The organism is Thermicanus aegyptius DSM 12793 (genome assembly GCF_000510645.1).
Taxonomy (GTDB): domain Bacteria; phylum Bacillota; class Bacilli; order Thermicanales; family Thermicanaceae; genus Thermicanus; species Thermicanus aegyptius.
This window is the reverse complement of the sequence record NZ_KI783301.1, coordinates 234,138-254,823: the sequence shown is the minus strand read 5'-3', so window position 1 is coordinate 254,823 and position 20,686 is coordinate 234,138. Positions and strand designations below refer to the sequence as shown.

The following is a 20,686-nucleotide window of genomic DNA, read 5'->3' as shown; positions in this document are numbered from 1 at the left end:
GCGGGTATTCTCCTGCCATCCGGCAGGTTCATATAAATCCCATTCGAAAGCGAAGGAGGAATCCACCCCATGAATCGGTCTTTTGGCAAAATGCGCTCTCTTCTTATTTTGTTAAGCTTCTTCGTTCTGCTCTTAAGCGGCTGCGGACAAGCCCCTGCCCAGACGGGTACCCAAAATGACGGCGGAACGGAGCCTGCCAACAGCCAGAACACCCAGAACTCCGGAATGTCGGAGAAAAAACCGATAAAGGTGATTTGGTGGCACGCCATGGGCGGCGAACTGGGAAAAGCCGTCGACCAGATCGTGAGCGATTTTAACGCCTCCCACGCCGATATCCAAGTGGAGGCGGTCTTCCAGGGTACCTATGACGAAGCGCTCAATAAGCTGAAAGCTTCCTTGGGAAGTAATTCAGGCCCTACCCTCATGCAGGTCTATGAGATCGGCAGCCGGTTTATGATCGACTCCAAGGCGATTACCCCCATCCAGACGTTTGTGGATGCCGATCACTTTGACCTCTCCCGGCTGGAAGAAAACATTCTGGGCTATTACACCATCGATGGCCAATTAAATTCTATGCCCTTCAACACCTCCAATCCCATCCTCTACTACAACAAGGATATGTTTAAAGCGGCCGGACTTGATCCGGATAAACCGCCCCGAACCTATGAAGAGGTAGCTCAGGCGGCCAAGGCGTTAACCAAGGATGGAAAATACGGCGCCTCTTTTGCCATCTACGGTTGGTTTATGGAGCAATTCTTCGCCAATCAGGGAGCGGAACTGGTTGATCATGGAAACGGGCGGGATGGAATGGCGACAAAATCCTTAGTAAACAGCGATGCAGGGGTAAAAACCCTGGAATGGTGGAAGAAGATGGTGGATGATAAGGTGATGCTAAACCTGGGAAGGAAGACCAATGACACGAAGGCGGCCTTCGTAGGGGGACAAGTGGCCATGACCCTGGATTCCACCGCCTCTCTCCGAGGGATCGTCGATGCGGTGGGAAATAAGTTTGAAGTAGGTACCGCCTTCCTCCCTCGACCCCAAGACGCAAAGGATGGAGGCGTTATCGTAGGAGGAGCCAGCCTCTATATCTTGAACAATCGGCCGGAAGAAGAGCAGAAAGCCGCCTGGGAATTTATTAAGTTCCTCGTCTCTCCCGCTCAACAAGCCCAGTGGCATATTAACACGGGATATTTCCCCATCACCAAAGCGGCCTATGATGAACCGATCCTGAAGGAGAATATGCGGAAGTTCCCTCAATTCCAGACTGCCGTGGATCAACTCCATGCTACGAAGCTGAACCGGGCTACACAGGGAGCCCTCATGGGTGTTTTCCCGGAAGCAAGACAGATTACGGAACGAGCCATAGAAGAAGCCTTAAACGGCCAAAAATCACCTAAAGATGCCTTGGATCAGGCTGCGCAGGAGATCACGGCCAAGATCCAGGAATATAACAAAACGGTGGGAAAATAATTCTTCCCAAAAAGAAAGGCTGCCCGGAGGTTCCTCACGGAATCTCCAGGCAGCCTTTGTTTTTTGCCAGGGTGATCTTATCGTTTGTGTCCCACCAGCGAGGAAATCATTAACTGCAAAAAAATCAGAGAATTTAAGAGAGCCTGTCAGGTTCCCCTTCGGACGATGGATCCGGAGACGCCATGCTATTCTGTTCCTTTGGAAGATAGAGTTTCCTCCGCATCATTTCCTCCAGGATCAAATCGATAAATTCCTTGTCCAGATGATATTGAACCGCTTTTCGATAAACCTCTATTAAGCTCTCATCCGATAGCTCCCTCATGATGCCTCCCCTCTCTCCTATGTAATGCGAAGTACTTTCCATCGCGTTTCCCAGTGAATGACCCACTCCGAGTGGATCGGAATCCAATGCCCGATTTCTTTCACAGTTTCCTCTCCTCGTGGGCCGTAATCTCTTCTTCCTTAATCCCGAGGGCATCCATCACCTTTTTCCGATACTTCAACGCCGGTCTAAGCCCTGTGATTAAATTGGACAGGCGGCTCTCCGGGATGTTCTCCTTAAGGCAAAATTCTTTCCTCGTCATCTTTCTTTCTGCCAATCTCTTAATAATTAACCAGCCCAGCGGTGTGATTGGCTTCTGCTTTTTAGACATGAGCCAACTCCTCCCCGAAATGACGATCGAATTGATTCTTGATATAATGAGTATTGGCATATCGCGTCGATTCTTTTATTAGTTTTATTTATACATAAATTCTAACACTAATTTTATTTAGTGTCCAGATCTGCTCGATTTTCCCCTTACATTTTGGACCATGGAGGAACGGATCGTGAAGGAAAGAGAGAAGGAATTAAAAAAACAGATCGGTGAACGAGTGAGGAAATTACGGACCGGAGCAGGATTATCCATGGAGGAATTTGCCCAACGGATTCATGCCACGTCGGCAACGATTTCAAATATCGAAAATGGGAAAAGCATCCCCGGTGGGGCCATCTTGCTCAACATCTCCAAGGCGTTTCACGTCTCTTCCGATTGGATCCTAAGGGGGACGTTGCCGGAAAATGAACAGGTCTATGAGAAAAACGATCGGCTTATTTTTTTTCACGACAAGTGGCAAATTTTTTGCCGTTCAAGCCACTATATGACGGAGGACGACAAGCACCGCCAAGAGGCGATCCTCTCTCTCATCGAAAAGATAACGCTCCTTTCGGAGAGGGACATTGAACTGCTCGGCGTCCTTCTCTCCAGGCTCACGGGAAAGGATGCGCCATAATATCAACCACAGTTCATCGATCCCCCAATAGATTAAAACAGGGGAAGAGAAATCGGGAGGGGTGACTTTGAAGTATGATTCAAAGCGGAAGCGCTACGGTTTCAAAAAAGGATTATAAAAACGTGTGCCGTCGTGAAATGTGATGATCAGAGAAAGAATGAAAAAGGCGGTTACTAAACCCAAAGCGATATAATCCCCTTTCGTGAAGGGGCGGGCGCTATACCAGGTCCTCTCCTTCTTTTTTCCAAATCCGCGAAGCTCCATCGCATTGCTAATCACCTCAATCCGATCCAGGCTGGAAAAGATAAGCGGGATAATGATGGAAAGCGCATTTTTTATTCGTTTGGTCAACTTTTCCTTTCGAGACAAATCGATCCCCCGGGCCTGCTGGGAAAGGGCGATATTCCGGTAATCCCGCTGAATGTCGGGGATATAACGAAGAGCGAGAGCGACGGAATAAGCGATCCGATAACTTACTCCGATTCGGTTGAGCGACGAGGCGAATTCACTGGGATGGGTCGTAACGATAAAAAGAAGGGCGGCGGGAATGACGGTTAAGTATTTGATGGTGATGTTCAACTGGTAAAAGAGCTGCTCCAGGGTGAGGTCATAATCTCCGGGAAGGTTAAACAAGACGTGCCTCGTTCCGTAGATCTTAACCCCTTCCTGGGGTGAAAAGAGATAGATGGCGACATCGTTCAGCAAAAGAAAGATCAGAATAAAGATCAAAACAAAGGAGATTTCCCTCCATTTTACCTTTGAAACGGCAAAAACAGCGATGCTCGCCATGAGCAAAAAGAATAAGATTCTGGTATCATACGTGAGCATGGCCGCCGTGGACCATAGGATAAACGAGAGCAGTTTCGTCACCCCGGTCAGCCGATGGATCGGGGAATTTCTCTCGATATAGGATAACATCTCTACCGCCATCCCTGTCTCATCTCCTTGTCGTAGGCAATAAAACGCTGCACAAACCCCTTCGCATCCCCGATACCGGCCCGCTCCGCCAGTTCAAACAGGGAGGTCTGTTTCAAGTTGGCCCGCCGAATCACATCAGGGTCGGTGAGAACATGAACGGCGGTATCGTCGGCGATTTTTTCCCCATCGGCGATTACGATGGCACGGGGAGTATATTCGAGCATGAGATGCATATCATGGGTAATCATGAGAATCGTAACCCCTTGGCGGTTTAACTCCGTCAGGAATTCCATGATCTCCGTATAACGTCGGAAATCCTGTCCCGCCGTAGGTTCGTCGAGGATCAGGATCTCCGGCTCCAGCACCAGGATGGAGGCAATCGTAACCCGCTTTTTTTGCCCGAAACTGAGCGCCGAGATAGGCCAGTTACGGAAAGGGTAAAGGCCGCAGATTTTTAAGGTTTTTTCAACCCGTTCGTTAATTTCCTCTTTGGGACAACCTCTGACCAGAAGCCCCAAAGCCACTTCATCGAAAATCCTATGCTTTGAGATCATTTGGTTCGGATTTTGCATCACCAATCCGATTTTTAAAGCGCGTTCCTTGATGGTATCCCCCGTTATATCCTCTCCGTTCACGAGAATTCTCCCGGAATTCGGCGTTTCAAATCCGCAGATCAGTTTCGTAAGCGTCGATTTCCCGGCTCCGTTTTTCCCGACGATGCTTACCATCTCTCCTTTTCCTATCGCAAAGGAGATCCCATGGATGATCCGGCGATCGGGAGTATAGCCAAAATGAATCTCTTGTAATTCCAAGGCCGGCGTTTCTTTAGGCGATACGATGGGGGGATGGGTTGATTCATACCACCGTATCAGTTTCTCTTTCGCGCCGCTTAGATCCATGGAATCGAGATGGGCCGGGTGCATCTCGGGGGTTACCCGGCATCCGGCATATTTTATCGCTTTCACATAGAGAGGTTCCATGATGCCATATTCTTCTAATATCGAAGAAGAAAGCAGTTGATCTGGGGTTGTATCGCTCACGATGCGGCCGTCATACATCACAATAATGCGATCCACATTCCCGTGCAGCACATCCTCTAACCGATGTTCGATGATCACCACCGTGGTGTTGGTCTCCTTTTGGATGCGATCAATGAGGGCGATGGCCCGCTTCCCCGTGGCGGGATCCAGATTGGCCAAAGGCTCGTCGAAGAGGAGGATTTGGACGCGATCGACCATAACTCCGGCAAGGGCTACCCTCTGTTTTTGCCCTCCGGAGAGCTGATGAACGGATGATTGAAGATGCTTCTCCATATCTACCATCTTGGAAACTTCCTCAACGCGTTCCCTCATCTTCCCTTGAGGCACGCATTCGTTTTCCAAGGTAAAGGCAATATCTTCCCCCACGGTCAGTCCGATAAATTGCCCGTCCGGATCTTGCAAAACGGTGCCGACCATTTTGGAAAGGGAGAAAATCCCCTCTTCCCTCGCCTCCTTGCCCATGATCTTCAAGCTTCCGGTTACATCCCCCTTGTATGAAGAGGGGACCAATCCGTTAATGCAATGGGCCAGCGTGCTCTTTCCCGATCCGGAAGGGCCTACGATCAGAACTTTCTCCCCTTCGTAGACGGTGAGATTTATATCATACAGGGTGGGTTTCGCCTGGCTGCGATATTTAAAGCCGAAGTTTTCGAATTGAATGACGGGTTTTCTCATCGGTTTCTCCATCCAATACACGATTAAATTGATCGATGGCCGTACGGATGAGCCACTTCCTCATGGACCGAGTTCATGATCCTCATCTGATATGCCATCTGCGATTCCGGTGATTAAGCGCCGATGGTGTTCTGATCGGTTCAGAAAAAAACCGGAGGAAATCCCCCGGACAAAGAGGTTATGCGGATTCTGCTTTTCTCCGGACCTAAACGGCGCAAGGAGGTCGCCGTTTAAGGCTACTCTTTATCAAGACTTCCGCTCTTATGGCGGGTTTTGGCATAGGCGATGAGCAAAAGCGTTCCGATGACACCGACGGTCACCATATTGGAAATGCCGGCCACGATTCCCTGCACATATACCTTATTCGCCGGTTCCGCATAGATGAGAATATCCAGGGTCGGGGCGACGAGAAACCATCCGACGGCCTGGGAAATCACCTGAAAGAGATTGAACGAGATGATCTGCTTCCCGCCAAACTCTCCCTCTTGAATATTAATCCGCTTAGATAACAAACCAATGAGCAATCCTACCAACGCGGATACAACCACCCAACTCCACCACGGAGAACCGTACATGATGAGATCCTTAAGAGCATGTCCGATCAAGCCGATCAATCCCCCCGCGACGGGGCCAAAGATGACCGCCATTAAAGCGAGAAAAGCATAGGAGGTTTCAATGGTGGTATTGGGAATTCCGGTAGGGATGGATACGAACCTTCCTAAAATCACAAATACCGCGGCGCCAATTCCGATGGCAACAATCGTTTGAATAGACAATTTTTCTTGCCGCAAACCAATTCATCTCCTTTTTTCATCATTTTATACATAAGAATTTATAAATGAGAGACCTTCCGAATGGAAATTCGCCAATTCCTGCCCGTTCCGATGCGGTTTGCCTCAGCGAAAGAGCCCTGATTGATGGCTACGCCCAGATGGTCCAGCGAATTGACATAAACCAGCGGTTCCCCGATCTTTGTATCGGCAAATGTACGGCTAAACTTCATCGTATTTTTAAATACTTCGCGAAAATCGTGATGAATCACCACTTCCAACCGATCCCCATATTCTATCCCCGCTTTCCGGAGAAGATGGCGATGGATGTTGGTCCAGAGGTTGCCGAACCGAATATCCAGGATGTCGATCGTTCCGATCACATATCCTTCTTTTATGCAGGCTTCCGACACAGGCAGCTCCACAATGGAACGAATCTCCGCTTCCGGCCCCAATTGGGCGAAGGAAATCTGGCGCGAGGCGAGTCTGGCCCCTGTATAGGCGTAGATATCCCGGCCATGAAAGGTATAGGATTCCCCGGAATGCGGCAGCCGATTAGCCATCTCATCGAGGATGCGCGCTTCTTTAATCCCGATGCATCTCTTTATATGGGTAAGCGTTCCGTTATCCGGCGTGATGATAAAATGATGGCTTTCCGTCCGAACCGCTATGCTTCGGCGATCCGAACCGACCCCAGGATCCACGACGGAAACAAAGACGGTCCCCTGCGGCCAGTAAGAAATCGTTTGATAAAGGCGATACGAAGCTTCCCAAATGTTAAATTGAGGAATATCATGGGTTAAATCGAAAATCCGTATGGACGGGTCCACCAAATTGGCCACACCGTACATGGCACAAACGGCGCCGTCGCTGGTTCCGAAATCCGTCTGCAAAACCAATAGCCTTCTTACTCTCTTCTCCCTGGTCCGCGGTTCATAATCTACCTGTGGCATGCTCCCCTCTCTTCCTCGTAAAGGGATACACGGCTGCATGAAATCCCCCCTTTCGCTAAAATAAAAAACCACGTTCTTATCATCTCGATAAGGACGTGGTTGACTTACGTGGTACCACCTTACTTCGCTGCCCGCTCGCGCAAAGCAGCCTCAGCCAGTACGGAGCTCAAAAACCGGTTTGAACTCTTATACTGCGGCCTTTGTAACGAGTGCCAACCTCGCCGGAACCTACTAATGCCCTTATGAATAAGAGCACGTTCAGCACGGAGCTTAGAGACCATGTTCGAATCCGCATTTTTGCTTCTTTTCACCAACCGAAGCTCTCTGTAAAAAATGGCCAGATTCTACTTTTTCTCCTCATCGCCTTTGTGTTCTGTACCGTCGTTTTTTCCAATATACACGAAAGTCGGATAAAAATCAATAGGGTTTTAATCAAGATTGGAGCAGAGCCGTTGACGAAGAGAAATTCCTTTCGTAAGATGAACAAGGGGATAATATAAGCCAAGGGAGCTGGACTTCGTGGAAAAGTCCTTTCGCGTGGAAAAGGTACTCAATAACAATGTTTTAATTGCCTCCCACCCTGAGTACGAGGAAGTCGTCTTATTAGGGAAAGGGATCGGATTCGGCAAGAATAAAGGGGACCAAATCGAGCATAGCGCAGTCGAAAAATGGTTCATTTTAAAAAGTGAACGGGAAAAGGAACAATACAAAAGACTCCTCCCCGAGCTTGATGAGGAATTTATCGGTCTTATGAACGAGGTTTTACAACTGATTCAAAAGCGAGTCAAGGCACCGCTCAATGAACATATCCACGTCGCTCTGACCGACCATATTTCCTTCACCGTCAAAAGGATAGAACAAGGCCTTGAATTAAAAAACCCCTTCTTACTCGAAACCAAAAGCTTGTATCCGCTGGAATATGAGATCGCCCTGGAAACGGTCAAAATGCTAAATGAAAAACTGCATGTGAAATTGCCCGAAGGAGAAGCCGGCTTTATCGCTTTACACATCCACAGCGGTATTTCCCAACAGAGCCTCTCCGATGTAAATCGGCATTCCCAGTTAATCGCAAAGCTTACTGAAATCGTGGAAGAACAGCTTGGCATCTCCATTGACCGGGAAAGCGTTCATTATTTGCGATTCATCCGCCATCTGCGATATGCCATCGAACGCATCAAAAAAGGGGAACGGATGACGGAACCGAAAAAAATGTCGAATATCTTGAAAGAAGAGTACCCAATATGTTATAATCTCGCATGGAAGCTCGTCAAAGTGATGCAACAGGCATTGCAGGCACCCGTTGATGAGGCCGAAACGGTCTTTTTGACCATGCATTTGCAAAGGCTTGCAGAGAAAACTGAATAAATGCAGTCTTCGTTTTACGTGTTACTGAGTAGATCAGGCATGAGTAAAGAAGGCAAAATAGGTGCGAGAGGCTCAAATGCCCCTTTTGGAAGCGCTCTATTTTGTTTGTTCTTTATTCATGCCTTTTTGTGTTATAACGCTTTCCTCCTTTGCAAATGCTTACATTATTCGGCGCTCTGCCCTTAAACTTCGCAGTGTATGCATAAGTAATCCAAAAAAAATACAAAACGGAGGTTCGTCATGATGAAAAGAGCATTTGGTACATTACAGAAAGTGGGGAAAGCTTTAATGCTTCCCGTGGCGATTTTACCGGCGGCCGGTATTTTGCTAGCCATCGGGAATGCCTTGCAAAACACGGCGTTAACCGACAAACTTCCGGCGCTGAAAGCGGAGTGGGTGGTCCTCATTATGAAGGTTATGGAGCAAGCTGGGGGAATTGTCTTCTCCAACCTTTCTTTGCTTTTTGCGGTCGGAGTAGCGATCGGTTTAGCAGGGGGGGAAGGAGTTGCCGGCCTTGCCGCCATCATCGGCTATCTGATCATGAACATTACGATGAGCGTTATTTTGGGGGTTACCCCTGAAAGTGTCGGTGCAAACCCGGCCTTTGCAAACGTCTTAGGGATTCCTACTTTGCAAACTGGAGTCTTCGGCGGCATTATTGTGGGAATATTGGCTGCTTATATGTACAACAAGTATTACAACATTGAGCTTCCTCAATATTTAGGCTTCTTCGCCGGAAAGCGCTTCGTTCCCATCGTCACCGCCGCCTCCGCCGTCATTTTAGGGATTGCAATGACCTTTTTGTGGCCTCCCGTCCAACAAGGCTTAAACCTTTTCTCCCATAACATGATTGACGCCAACAAAACATTGGCTGCTTTTGTTTTCGGCGTCATTGAGCGTGCACTCATTCCCTTCGGTTTACACCATATCTTTTATGCACCGTTCTGGTATGAATTTGGTGAGTATATCAGCAAAACGGGAGAGATTGTCCACGGCGACCAAAAAATCTTTTTCGCCCAATTAAAAGATGGCGTTGCATTAACCGCAGGTACATTTATGACGGGAAAATTCCCCTTCATGATGTTCGGACTTCCGGCGGCGGCGCTAGCGATTTATCATGAGGCACGGCCGGAAAATAAAAAACTGGTTGCCGGGATTATGGGCTCCGCCGCATTAACCTCGTTCTTAACGGGGATTACGGAACCCATCGAATTCTCCTTTTTATTCGTAGCCCCGGTGCTGTTTGCGATTCACACGATTTTTGCCGGTCTGTCGTTTATGATGATGCACATTTTAAACGTTAAGATCGGAATGACCTTTTCCGGCGGCGTCATCGATTTCTTGTTGTTTGGCGTGTTGCCGAATCGCACCCCATGGTGGCTGGTCATCCCGGTGGGCTTGGTGTTTTCGGCCATTTACTACTTTGGGTTCCGTTTTGCGATTCGCAAATGGGACTTGGCGACGCCGGGACGTGAAAAGAATACGGAAGAGAAAACAACCATAATGGAGGGGGCCGGCGATCTTCCCCATCAAGTATTGGCAGCATTCGGCGGCAAAGAGAATATCGCTCATCTCGATGCGTGCATTACCCGCCTGCGGGTCTCCGTGAACGACATCAACCGGGTGGATAAGGAGCGCTTAAAAACCTTGGGGGCCGCAGGAGTGCTTGAAGTGGGAAACAACGTACAGGCCATTTTCGGTCCGAAATCGGACATTTTAAAAGGTCAAATGAAACAAATTATGGAAGGACGCACCCCCTCCCCGGGAAAAGGGGAAGAAAACGAAACGGATTCTCGGGAAAAAAACGATAGAGAAGCAGGGGAGGAAGCGATTGCCGCGCCCATCACAGGCGAGGTGCTTCCCCTCTCTGAAGTGCCGGACCAAGTTTTTTCCCAGAAATTGATGGGGGATGGCTTTGCGATTATGCCCACGGAAGAAATCGTCGTTTCTCCGGTAGACGGGGAAATTGCAACGTTTTTCCCCACGAAACATGCGATTGGCATTGTATCAAAAGAGGGGCGGGAAATTTTGATTCATGTCGGCATTGATACCGTCAAATTAAATGGACAGGGATTTGAACCCTTGGTGGCGGAAGGAGATAAGGTGAAAAAAGGACAGCCGTTATTAAAGGTGGATTTGGAATATGTGAAAAAGAATGCCCCTTCGATCATTACTCCCGTCATCTTGACGAACCTGAAGGAGAATGAATCGGTCCAAATCGAGAAAAGTGGGAACGTGAAAAAAGGGGAAGAGATCATCGCCATCATTGGAAGGTCATAAGAGAGGACAGGTCCATTTTCAAAAGAGAGTGAGAGTTTTTTGCAATGCAAAGGAAATGATGGAATAGGCTCATCTTTCCCAGGCGATCGGCGAATGGGGAAAAACGGGGGCTGCCCGGAGGTTCGCAAAAAGCGAACCTTGGGCAGCCTTTTTTCTCATTCTTTAGCGTCCTCCCATCGGGGGGTGTGGAAAATCCGTTCACTCGGAAAAAATCGATGCGGACTAATGAACTTCGATGATGTGGGTGACGGTGTCGGTCGCTCCATCGTTATCGGTTACCGTTAAGGTGACCGTGTAGGTGCCGGGCGCGGTGAAGCGGTGGGAGACGTTGGCCCCGCCGGCGGTCCCACCATCCCCGAAGTCCCAGGAGTAGCTTACGATCGTCCCGTCTACATCCCGCGACTGGGAGGCGTCAAAGGTGGTGGGTTTATTCTGCTTCGTGGAGCTGATCGCCCGGATGACGGCGATGGGAGCCTGATTCTCCGGTTCATCCCCACCGCCTCCGGCGGTCACATAAAGTTTCCCCGTCGCTTCCGCTTCCACCACATTCCCAGCCGCATCAACCGCCTTGACGACGATCACGGCCCCTTCCACGTTCAAGTTGTCCGGGGTGGTGTAGCTTCCCTCATAATGGCCGGGGGAGGTTTCGGTCATGGAGATCTCATTGCGGCCCGACGGAGCGAGAGGCAGCTCGATGCGGAAAGAAGCGTGGAGTCCCGGCTCACTGTCAAAGGAGACATGGACCGGATCTCCTGCGGCGATATGCACATCCTGGGACGGTTCAACATTTGTAATCTCCGGAATCTGGAGATCGACCACCACCGTCCTCGTCACGATGGTCTCATTTCCTGCCAAGTCAACCGCACGAACGGTAATCGTATTTTCCCCCTCATCCACCAGGATGCGTACCGTAAAAGTACCGTTGGTGCGCAGGTTGGCTTTCGTTCCATTCACGTAAACTCCTTCAAGGTGATCGTCGCTGCTCTGCCCTGTAACATAAACCACCTCTTTATCGGTCACGGTTCCATCGGCGGGTGTGGAAACGGTCAAGAGGGGCGCTTCCCGATCCAGCGTGACCACCACAGGTTGGGAGGGATCGGTGTTCTTCCCATTCACCACGGCCACTGCGGTGAGGCGGTTTTCTCCTTCGTGGAGGGTGATGGGCAGAGTAAAGACCCCTTCGGTCGCCGGGGCGGTTCCGGCCAATTCCTCTCCGTTAAAGAGCTGGACCGAGATGCCCTCCCCTTTGGCCGTTGCACCTGTTACGGTGATTTCAGGCTGATGGGTGTATGAGTGATCTTCGGGGCTGGTGATGATGGGCACGGTTACCTCGTTTACGATCTTGGCCCGGATCATATAGTTTCCTTCATCTGCAGGAGATAGACTCCACCCGCCTCCCACCAGTTGCCAGCTCCGGCCTGCATTTTCGCCGTCCTCATCGGTAGAAAGGCCGGGAGAATTCGGGTAAGGCGCTGTCTGAATATAGGTCATGTAGAAATCGCCTTGAATCATCACGGGAGTGGGTAACGTGACTTCGGTCCAGGTTCCGTCCCGCTTGGCCGTCGCTTGGAAGGGTCCGGCGATCAGGCGCCCGGGAGCTCCATCCGGACCGGAGGCATCATAGATGGCATATTGGAAATCGGTCCCTCCGGGTACCGGCCACTCCGTATCCCAGAAGCGGAAGAGCCCTCCCGTTACCATCGCCGCCCCTCCCGGCGGAGTCATGCGAACCGCCCAACCGTTCCCTGCGTCGTAGAAAGCCCGGGCATTTTCCGCCGTTCCATCGTCATAACCCAATTCCCCCGGAACGCCGACAAAAGGCTTCAGAGCCATATCCACAGGGAGCGTCTCTCCCCCTGTTACCGTTACGCTTTGCTCTTTGCCGTAGTAATCTGCGGCAGAAACGGAGAGGGTATAGCTCCCCTCCATCACCTCCAGGGTGTAGCGTCCCGTCTCATCGGTAACCGCGGGAGTGACGTGGGCGTCTTCCTTCACCAACACCGTGGCGCCGGCAATAGCTTCACCGGTCCGCTCATCGGTGATCCGGCCGCTGATCCATCCGTGGGGAATGGGCTGCAGTTGGAAATTGGCTGTCGTCGTTCCGCCATCGGCAACCGTGACCGATTGCTCCGCAGGATAATAACCATAGCTTTCCGCCCGCAAGGTGTAGTCCCCTGCCACATGGGTGAGGCTGTAGCGTCCGGTGGCCGGATCGGTATGGGCCGATCGTCCCGTCTCCAGAACCGTAACGACGGCCCCCGCCGGGAGACTGGTCACGCCCTTTTCTCCCTCCGCCTTCGGAGGAGAGCTCTTTACCGGTTCCGTACGGGTTAAGGAGAAGGCGGGTTTGCCGTACTCGGTCTTTTTCTTAACCGCTTCTCCTTTCTCCTCTTTGGGAGGCGCGACGGAACTCGGAGCCGAGACGGTTAAAACCTTGAAATCGTCCAGGTACCATCCCGCTTTAACCACCGATGAATCGGAGGTGATATGAAAACGGAACTGAACATTTCCTCCGACATAAGGGGTTAAATCAAGGATGAGGTTGGTCCATGTCTTCCCTGCCTCCGCATCGGAAAAACGGGCCAACTCCGTCCAGGTGGCTCCCCCGTCGGTGGTGATCTCTACAAAGAGCTTATCGTAGTTTCGTTCCACCTCATACCAGTGCATGAGGGAGAGAGAAGCATTCGTCACACCTGAGAGGTTGATGACAGGAGAATAGAGGAAGGCATTCGTACCATTTTCGTAATTGCCGGTAAGATCCGTCGCCCACACCTTCTCCCCGGTATAAGCGCTTCCCGGACCTGAGGTCGGCGTTCCCCGCTGCCACTCATCATTCGTCCCGGAGTGGGTCCAGCCGTTATCGTCGGCCCCTTCAAAACCGTCGCTGTAGATCACTTGGATGCCGGGCGTAGTGACGGAGGCTTCATTGGAATATCCGCTCTCGTTCCCGCTATAATCGACAGCGGTCACCACGTAATAATAGGTTTGTGACGCCACCACGCCGCCGTCAGTATAGGAAGGATCGGTTGCCGTCGCGATCTGTTCATATCCGCTCCCCGAGGTGGTGGAACGATAGACGTGATATTCCTTCAAGTCCGCATCGGAAACGGGCCTCCAGGTCAGACTCACATTTCCTGTAGGCCCTGTCGTCGCCGTCAGATCGGCGGGAGCACCGGGGGCCGTCCGATCCGGTTCATGGACGGCAATGTCATCGATGTACCAGCCGGGCCGCGTCACCGAACCGTCGCTGAAGAGGTTGAAGAGGAGATAAACCCTCTCTCCGGCATAGGGGGATAGATCGATGATCTGGTTCCTCCACCCATTGCTATCTCCCGTAAATTCCAACACGGGTTGGAACTCATAACCGCTCTCCGGGGAGGCGATAAAGACGACGCCGTAATCGTAGTTATTCTCCAAACTATACCAGTGTTTAAAGCTTAGGCTTACCCCTGTTCCGCTTCCGGTCAAATCGATGGGTGGCATGAGGAGATAGGAATTGGAGTTATTGGCATAATTGCCGGACAGATTGGTGGCGACCAATTTCTCTCCGGAGTAGGCCGCACCCGGTCCACCGGTGGGTACACCCCATTGCCATGTGCTGTTTTCACCGCCCATTTCAAATCCTGCCGCGTCATTCTCAAAATCCTGAAAATATCCCGGGGTTACCCCGTTGGAGACTTCTACCCGATACGTTTCACTATCGAAGCCGTTGTTGCCGTAGTCGTTAATGCGGAGATAATATTCCACACCCGCCGTCGTGACCAGGGTATAGGGGATGGTCCCCGCATAGATTCCGTCTTTCGCATCGCCTGAGGTACGGGTAAAGGGAATATAGGTCCAATATGTCTCCCCCACCTTCCGGGCGAAGCCTTCCACCCGCACCACTCCCACGTTATCGGCGGCATGGACGGTGAGGGGAATATCGAAGCCCGTAAACGCATGGGTAACCGGAGTGTGTTCCATGACGGGCGCATCAAAATCATCTCCGGACACCGTCACCCGCCCGGCGATGGTCCCAAGGCCGCTTACCACGGAACCCACTGCATCCAAGGCATTGACCAATCCCGATCCATAGCCGTTGTTGGGGCTATTCGGATACTGGGAGTCCGTCAGCGGCGTCGCCGTACTCTTTAGGATGTATTCCAATTGATCCACCGTGAGAGAAGGATCGGCGGAGAGCAAGAGAGCCGCAGTCGCCGTCGCATGGGGGCCCGCCATCGAAGTGCCGCTCCAGCCCCCTTCATAGCCTCCTCCCGGGACGGAAGAGCGGACATTGACCCCAGGGGCAGAGACTTCCGGCTTCATCTCCCCATAAGGAGAAGGACCTCTGGAGGAGAAAGAGGCTAAGTGATCTTGGATATCTGTCGCGCCGGTGGCAAAGGATTCCGGGTAATTGGCCGGATTGGCGATCGTCCCATCTCCGGGCCCATCATTTCCCGCCGAGAACTCGGGGAAGATCTGGGCCGCTCTCCAGGCCTCCACCATGGGGCGGAACCATTCATCCATTCCGGGCCCCCCACCCCAGGAATTGTTCACCACATCGGGAGCCAACTCCGGATGGAGATTCCCCTCCTCATCCACCGGGGCGAGGAGCCATTGCGCCCCATCCAGGATGATGGCATCGGTGGTGGAGGGGTTAAAGATGCGAACCGCAATCCATTTTGCCCCGGGTGCCACTCCCACCTGATTCGATCCATCCTCCTCCGAACCCACCATGGTTCCCATGGTATGGGTCCCGTGTCCGTGATCATCCCGCGGCAATGGGCTATGGCTATGAGCATCGTACCAGCTCAACGCGGGACCCGTCTCCAATCCCCGCCATTTCCGGGCCAGGGCGGGATGGGTGTAATCGACTCCCGTATCCAGGTTGGCCACCACAATTCCCGTCCCGTCGATGCCCATCTGCCAAACGGCCGGCGCCCCGATCTTATCCACGTTCCATTCGACCTGATTCGGGGAGACTCCCTTTACCTCTTTCCCTTTTTCCACCTCAGGTGGAGCAATCTCATGGTTAAGATCAATCCGTTCGATATCCTTTCTCTTGGCCAGTTCCTCCATCACCTCCTTGGTGCTGGTGACGGCCAAACCGTTTACGATGAAGAAATTCTTAAACTCTTTTACTTTCCCCTCTTTTTTCATGAGATTGAGATATTTTAAAACCTCGGCCTGGGTCCGGATGGCCGTCTCCCGCAAGGCACTCACGACGGCATTCCTCATCGCCATCTTTTGGGCATGGGGAGTCGCTTTGGCGGAAACCGCCTTTTGGTAAGCCTCCTGGGAGACTTTCCCCACATCCGTCTGCTCTTTCCATTTCACGAGATAGGTTACATAGGTATCTTCCTTGAACTGCGAGACAACCTCCTCGCTTACCTTGGCCGGAGCCTCGACTGCCGTTACGGCCCCTCGCTCTGCCTTGACAGACGCCGGACTCGCCGCTTCGGCGGCCATCACCGGCATCCACAGGGAAAAGACGAGTATCGCCGTAAGCAGAAGAGATAAACTCCTCTTCCAGCTCTTCCTCTTCAAGCCATTTCTCCTCCTTTTTCTTATCAACTTTAACCCACCCGGATCCACCTGCTCACAGGTGAAAAGCAACCTGTCAAGCGGGTTGATCCATAGCTAATCTTATGGACCTTCCGCAAGGTCTATAACCATGGGAATTGTAATTTTTTTTGAGTTTTGTCCCAACTTTTTAGCATGTTTTGCGCAGCGAGACATAGAGATAGAAAGGACATCGGCGAAGATCCACGGTTTCAGCAGGGCTTTCTGCAGCAGGATGAGATTTGCGTGATGTCGGTCGATTTTCAAAAAGGGAGGATTGAGAGGGGAAATAAAAGAGGGACTTTTTGTTGATGGGGCATCCATTCATCGTCTATCAAGGAGGGAAGTGGATTGAAGAGCAAAGTGGCAAAAAGAGCGTTTCTCCTTTTTCTCATCTTCCTTCTCATCCTTCCGCTGGGGATTTCGAATGCCCGGGAAAGGGTGGACCAGGGAGGGAAAAGGGGAATTAACGCCAAGATTCCCGTCGATTCATTGCAAATTCCGGCCGGGAAAAGGCCTTCCGTCTATCACCATGATCGGAAATGGTCGGCAAAGAAGGAAGGGATAACCTCCCCTTCTCCGTTTCATGCGGAAAAGAGGGAAGCCCTCTCCCCCACGGCGAATGAGGGCGTAAAACCGTTCAACTATGTTCCGGCTTCCACGAGCGGAGAGAAAATAACCGTCATCGTAGAATTGAAGAGTGAACCGTTGGCGGTCCAGAGAACAAAAGCGGAGAAAGATCCGTTGAAGTCCTTCGCCGCAGGAAAAGCGCAGTTGGAAAGGGAACAGACGGAATTCTCCGCCGCCGTCAAGAAACTAAAGGCAGGTATTCGGAGATCGTACAAGGAGGTCTTTAACGGATTTTCCCTTTCCATTCCCGCCAATCAGGTGGAAAGACTCCTCTCTTTGCCCGGAGTTAAGGCCATCTATCCCAATCACAAGGTGTTCGCCGCTCCATTAAAGAGCATTACCCCCAATATGGATGAAAGCGCCCCCTTCATCGGCGCCCAAACCTATTGGGACCAGGGAATCAATGGAACCGGCATTAAAGTAGGGGTCATTGATACCGGGGTAGACTACCGCCATCCCAGCCTGCGGGACGCATATAAGGGAGGGTACGATTTCGTCGATGATGACGGCGATCCGATGGAGACTCCTCCCGACCCTCGTGATCCCAATGCGGCTACGGAGCATGGCACCCACGTCTCAGGCACCGTCTTGGGGAGGGGAGATCCCGGGCATCCCGACGGCCCGACGGGCTGGGTCCGGGGTGTGGCGCCCGGAGCCGATCTATATGCCTACCGGGTCCTGGGACCGGGCGGTTACGGAACGGAGGAAGATGTCATCGCCGGGGTTGAACAGGCGGTCCTGGACGGCATGGATGTAATCAACCTCTCTCTCGGTTCCGACGCCAACGATCAATACGCCGCCGATTCCATCGCCTTAAACAATGCGATGCTGGCCGGCGTCGTTACCGTTACCTCCAATGGAAACAACGGCCCCGATGAATATACCACAGGAAGCCCTGCCGCAGCCCAAATGGCGATCTCCGTAGGAGCATCCACCCCTCCCCTGCAGGTCCCCACCATCTCAGCCGACGGATTGGCTACGATGTACGCCAGCATCATGGCCTACTCCCCTGACTTGGGAGAGCTGGTCGGACGGGATTTCGAAGTGGAAACGGCCGGACTGGGTGCACCGGAAGATTTCCAAGGGAAAGATTTTCACGGAAAAGTGGCCCTCATCGAGCGAGGGGCCCGCACCTTTAAAGAAAAAAGCGAGAACGCCCGGGCTGCCGGAGCCGTCGCCGCAGTAATCTATAACAACGCCCCTGGGAATTTCGGCGGAACGCTGGGTTCGCCCGGCGATTATATCCCCACCCTGAGCTTATCCCAGGAAGAGGGACGCGCCTTAAAGGCGAAAAAGGAAGAGGAAGGGAGCCTCACCATCCGCTTCAGCCATGAATTCCAGCAAGACGTGATGGCCGATTTTAGTTCCCGGGGCCCGTCTCTTCCCGGATTGGGATTAAAACCCGACCTCACCGCTCCCGGCGTGGGGATCCGCTCCTCGGTTCCTTCCTGGAATGGGGATTATTCCGACGCCTATGCGGATTTGGAGGGAACCAGCATGGCGAGCCCCCATGTCGCCGGAGCCGCCGCCCTCCTCTTGGATAAAAATCCCACCCTTCTCCCCTTTGAGGTCAAAGGAATCCTTACGAACAATGCCACGGAAATCTCCGATCTCCAGGGGGACCGCTATTCCCTTCTCGCCCAGGGGGCGGGACGCCTTGACCTGACGAAGACAGCGGGGGCAAAGGCGGTCGCCCTCGTGGAAGAGAGGAGTGACGCCGTCCGGGACGGGGTGAATACCCCCTATGAAACGGGAAGTTTCTCCTTCGGGATCTTGAACGCCGGAAGCGGGGCGGAACGAACGGTCACGGTGAGGGACATCGCCGGCACCTCTTCTTCCTATGCCGTCTCCTTCCACTGGTTCGGCGCCGAAGGCGGTACGGTAACCACAAGCCGTTCTACCCTTACCGTTCCCGCCGGGGGAGAATCCTCCTTCTCGTTGCAATTGAGCATTCCGGAAGGGACGGCGGATAGGAAGTATGAAGGGGAGCTTCTCCTCACCGGTGAAGGAGGAAATGAACTTCATCTCCCCTTGCTGGTCTATGTGGGGCAAGCCGATTTGCCCAATGTGATCTCCGATGTGCAATTTGCTCCCCCGTTCTTCTCCCCCAATGGGGATGGAGCCCAAGATACCACGGAGATCGGGTTTAAGGTAAATCTGGCCACCGATTACGTCTCCCTCGATGTGTTCGACGAAAACGGGGATTGGGTGGGAGTGATCACGGAAGAAGAAGGGGGCCTTCCCCCCGGAAGTTATGGAATCAGCGGTTGGGACGGGACGGTCTCCGATTATGAGAACAGCTTCTCTCTCCCGGATGGGGTCTATTTTGCGGTTCCCTACTGGGGAGACGCGGAAGGCTATTATCCCATCGAAGAAGAGGCAACCGCCTTTGTCATCGATCGGGAATCCCCCGTATCGACGATGGATGATCCGGCCATTGCCGTGGCCAACGGGGTCGGAACGATCACCGGCGTGATCCATGACGACCTCCTCGTTCGCCTCTTCGGCGATTTCTCCGCCGTCGGTGTGGCCGCCCTGTATGAAACAAACGGTCATGTGGCCCAGGCGGATGGAACCATCGATGGGAACGGCCACTTCAGCATCTCCGTCCCGATCGTCAGCGGCGAGAACAACTTTGACATCTACGTTTACGATGCGGCCATGAACGGGGTCTTGGAACCGGCTCATCATGTTTCTTATCAGGCGGAGGAGGAACCCGGGCCGGTCGATCTGAGCGCGGTTTCCTCTTCGGAACAGGTGCATCGTGGGGAAGCCTTTACCATCGGCGTTCGTTTCTCCCCCGCCGAGGACCTCTATTCGGCCCAATTTAGCCTCACCTATGACGCATCCCTCAATAAAGGAAGCATTGATCCGAGCCCAGAGCTCTCAGGGTATCAAGCGGAACATGGAGAGGCGGGTCTCATCGTCCACGAAAGCGTTTATGAGCTTCCCGATGGGCTCCTCCGTTCCGATTATGTGGTAAGCCTCGCCGGTGATTTCTCCGGTTACACCGGTGACGGAACGCTCGCCACCTTCCACTTTAGCGGCGAGGAGCCCGGAACCTATCTCTTCAGCCTCTCCAATGCCCGGATGTTAAACAGCAACGGGGAGGATCTCACCATGGGAACCTCAAGCGGCGCATCGATTGAGATTCTCCCATCCGGAGGAGGCGGTGAAGATCAATACACCATCACAGGGAACATCTTGGCCGAAGCCTTCGGTGCGGGGGTAGATTACAGCGAGACCTGGTATGAAGGAACGGACGGTGTCCACAAGGTAACCGTCGAGGCCGTCGACGCTCAAGGAAATGTGAAAGGAGTAGGACGCGTCGCACCGGACGGATCGTATCGCATCACGGTTCCCGCAGGGACCTACACGGTGCGGGTAGCGGTGCCCGGCCACTTCGGCGCGGCTCAAGGCGTTAATGTAAATGCCGATACCACCCTTCACTTCGGTCCCCTCCCTGCCGGAGATGTGAACGGGGATGAAGTGATCGACCTCAAAGACCTGCAGCAGGCCGCCAAAGCATTCGGCAAGGCAAAGGGAAGCGGCTGGCCCAACGCCCGCATAAGCGCCGCCGATCTGAACCGGGACGGCAGCATCGACCTCCTCGACATCTCCTTCATCCTGAACCGCTATGGAGAAAGAAAATAAGAGGACGGAAGGACTTCGTCAAAAGGCATACGGGAAATAAAAGGAGAGGAAGGATGGGAGATCCACCCCATCCCTCCTCCTCCCCATCGTTTTCCCCTCTTCCCAATCCCGATTG

Annotated in this window: 12 protein-coding genes and 1 other annotated feature; of the genes, 5 read left to right on the top strand and 7 right to left on the bottom strand. The window is 52.5% G+C overall.

All coding sequences use genetic code 11. The features are described 5' to 3' along the window. The first annotated feature begins 69 nt into the window (after window positions 1-69). Window positions 70-1,473, top strand: a complete 1,404-nt coding sequence (locus THEAE_RS0101355; RefSeq protein ID WP_028986268.1) for an ABC transporter substrate-binding protein — start codon at window positions 70-72, stop codon at window positions 1,471-1,473. Window positions 1,474-1,606: 133 nt separating this feature from the next. On the opposite strand, the gene sda is transcribed toward THEAE_RS0101355, so the two are convergent. Both sda and THEAE_RS0101340 read right to left on the bottom strand, forming a co-directional pair. Beyond that, window positions 1,607-1,795, bottom strand: a complete 189-nt coding sequence (gene sda / locus THEAE_RS19640) for a sporulation histidine kinase inhibitor Sda (RefSeq protein ID WP_039944183.1) — start codon at window positions 1,793-1,795, stop codon at window positions 1,607-1,609. Window positions 1,796-1,895: 100 nt separating this feature from the next. After that, window positions 1,896-2,126, bottom strand: coding sequence for a hypothetical protein (locus THEAE_RS0101340; RefSeq protein ID WP_028986267.1), 231 nt, complete (start codon window positions 2,124-2,126; stop codon window positions 1,896-1,898). A gap of 175 nt (window positions 2,127-2,301) precedes the next feature. On the opposite strand from THEAE_RS0101340, the gene THEAE_RS21815 reads away from it, so the two are divergent. Further along, window positions 2,302-2,745, top strand: a complete 444-nt coding sequence (locus THEAE_RS21815) for a helix-turn-helix domain-containing protein (protein WP_051430683.1) — start codon at window positions 2,302-2,304, stop codon at window positions 2,743-2,745. 93 nt (window positions 2,746-2,838) lie between these two features. On the opposite strand, the gene THEAE_RS0101330 is transcribed toward THEAE_RS21815, so the two are convergent. From THEAE_RS0101330 to THEAE_RS0101315, 4 genes are all read right to left on the bottom strand, one after another. Further along, window positions 2,839-3,675: an energy-coupling factor transporter transmembrane component T family protein gene (locus THEAE_RS0101330; protein ID WP_028986266.1), complete on the bottom strand. Its 837-nt coding sequence runs from the start codon at window positions 3,673-3,675 to the stop codon at window positions 2,839-2,841. After that, complete coding sequence (locus tag THEAE_RS0101325) at window positions 3,666-5,378, bottom strand: ABC transporter ATP-binding protein (RefSeq protein WP_028986265.1); 1,713 nt, start codon at window positions 5,376-5,378, stop codon at window positions 3,666-3,668. The genes THEAE_RS0101330 and THEAE_RS0101325 overlap by 10 nt, the downstream gene beginning before the upstream one ends. Window positions 5,379-5,614: 236 nt before the next feature. Next, window positions 5,615-6,169, bottom strand: coding sequence for an ECF-type riboflavin transporter substrate-binding protein (locus THEAE_RS0101320; RefSeq protein WP_005581985.1), 555 nt, complete (start codon window positions 6,167-6,169; stop codon window positions 5,615-5,617). A 41-nt stretch (window positions 6,170-6,210) separates the two neighbouring features. After that, the gene (locus THEAE_RS0101315) at window positions 6,211-7,101 is read right to left on the bottom strand and encodes an SAM hydrolase/SAM-dependent halogenase family protein (RefSeq protein WP_052330178.1); all 891 of its coding nucleotides are present in this window, start codon (window positions 7,099-7,101) and stop codon (window positions 6,211-6,213) included. A gap of 86 nt (window positions 7,102-7,187) precedes the next feature. Beyond that, window positions 7,188-7,471, bottom strand: a binding site (T-box leader). Window positions 7,472-7,620: 149 nt separating this feature from the next. Here THEAE_RS0101315 and glcT point away from each other — a divergent pair. After that, window positions 7,621-8,466, top strand: coding sequence for a glucose PTS transporter transcription antiterminator GlcT (glcT, locus tag THEAE_RS0101310; RefSeq protein ID WP_028986263.1), 846 nt, complete (start codon window positions 7,621-7,623; stop codon window positions 8,464-8,466). Between the two features lie 243 nt (window positions 8,467-8,709). After that, window positions 8,710-10,746: a glucose-specific PTS transporter subunit IIBC gene (ptsG, locus tag THEAE_RS0101305; protein ID WP_028986262.1), complete on the top strand. Its 2,037-nt coding sequence runs from the start codon at window positions 8,710-8,712 to the stop codon at window positions 10,744-10,746. Window positions 10,747-10,968: 222 nt separating this feature from the next. Here the strand turns inward: ptsG and THEAE_RS0101295 are convergent, their stop codons facing one another. Beyond that, window positions 10,969-16,272, bottom strand: coding sequence for a S8 family serine peptidase (locus THEAE_RS0101295; RefSeq protein WP_028986261.1), 5,304 nt, complete (start codon window positions 16,270-16,272; stop codon window positions 10,969-10,971). Window positions 16,273-16,638: 366 nt separating this feature from the next. On the opposite strand from THEAE_RS0101295, the gene THEAE_RS21810 reads away from it, so the two are divergent. Next, a complete protein-coding gene (locus tag THEAE_RS21810) occupies window positions 16,639-20,571 on the top strand; it encodes a S8 family serine peptidase (RefSeq protein WP_028986260.1) in 3,933 nt (1,310 codons plus the stop codon). Window positions 20,572-20,686 lie beyond the last annotated feature (115 nt).